Source organism: Methanocalculus sp. (assembly GCF_029762515.1).
In the GTDB taxonomy this organism is placed as follows: Archaea; Halobacteriota; Methanomicrobia; order Methanomicrobiales; family Methanocorpusculaceae; genus Methanocalculus.
In genome coordinates this window covers 1-1125 of the sequence record NZ_JARVGN010000558.1, presented here as the reverse complement: position 1 = coordinate 1125, position 1125 = coordinate 1, and the positions used below count along the sequence as shown (strand labels likewise).

Annotated in this window: 2 protein-coding genes; both read right to left on the bottom strand. The window is 55.7% G+C overall.

What is annotated here, in order from left to right:
* Positions 1-185: hypothetical protein (locus tag QCH34_RS13140; protein WP_300334780.1), on the bottom strand; the 185-nt coding region annotated here is incomplete at its 3' end.
* Positions 186-1125: DUF58 domain-containing protein (locus QCH34_RS13135; protein ID WP_300334779.1), on the bottom strand; the 940-nt coding region annotated here is incomplete at its 5' end.

The window sequence follows — 1125 nt, the reverse complement described above, 5'->3', positions numbered from 1 at the left end:
AGCGGCACCCCGAAACAGAGCTCAATGATCGGGCTCTCCGGGATCCGCCTGGCATACACCATCCCGAACAGGGCAAACGGCCATGCGATCATGAGGAGGGGATGAAACGCGATCAGGAGTGAACCGGAGACTGCCAGGAAGAGGATCCGAAGTACCAGATCTTTATTCAAAGCGGGCATATCCATTCAGATCACCTCGACAGAATCGATCGGAAAAGCAGCCTGCCGTAGGGAAACCGTAGATGATGAAGGGATCCGCAGGTGTACAGAGAGCCCGATCCGTTTTGCCGCCCGTGCAACCATACCGATGTGGCTTGCATCACCAATTGCTGTACTGAAGAGGAGGACTGACGTTCCTTTCGTCCTTGAGAATGCACGGATACATTCTGCTTCAAATGAAGGCATTCCCCGGTGACTGATAACAGCCGTAAACCATGTCTGAAGTACCGATGCAGTCGGCAGGGAGAGGATCACTCTCCTGGTATCAGTCTCTGAGAGATAGCGGTAGAAGTGATCATTTCGCCCGGATGGGGGAAGATCACGGATGGCAGCCAAAACACGGGAAGCCTGCCGTTCATCGGGCAGAAACCTGATCACGTTCCCCCCTGCTATAGCGAGGAGAGAGACCGAATGGGATGACTTCAACGAGTCTTCGGCAGCACCTGCAGCAAACCCGACCAGCCGCTCGGCCATCACGGCATCATCGGGCATATCGAGGACAATAACCGGTATCTCGCCTGCCTGTGCATACACCTCACGGACCGTAAGCCTGTTGGTCTTTGCAGTCACCTTCCAGTCGATCTGGCGGGGATCATCTCCCGGCATATATGGCCGGAATGATCGGACCGCCGTTCCGGATGGCGAGAGTAGCCTGCGTGAGGTCGCCTCCCCGTACCCGGTGGTCTCTCCGCTCAGAACCACCGGGGATCCCCGTGGCTGAACCTGTATGGCAGGTGCCAGATCACACTCACGTGAGAAAGCGATCCCGCCTGTGAAGAATGGATCAGACACCTGGGCAAAAAAACCATGAAATGAGACATTACCGCGTGCGATCGCCCGAATCCTGTACGTGATCTCTGAGGCAAGCTTCAGATCAAGCTCAGGCAGATCCCCGATTACCTCAAAG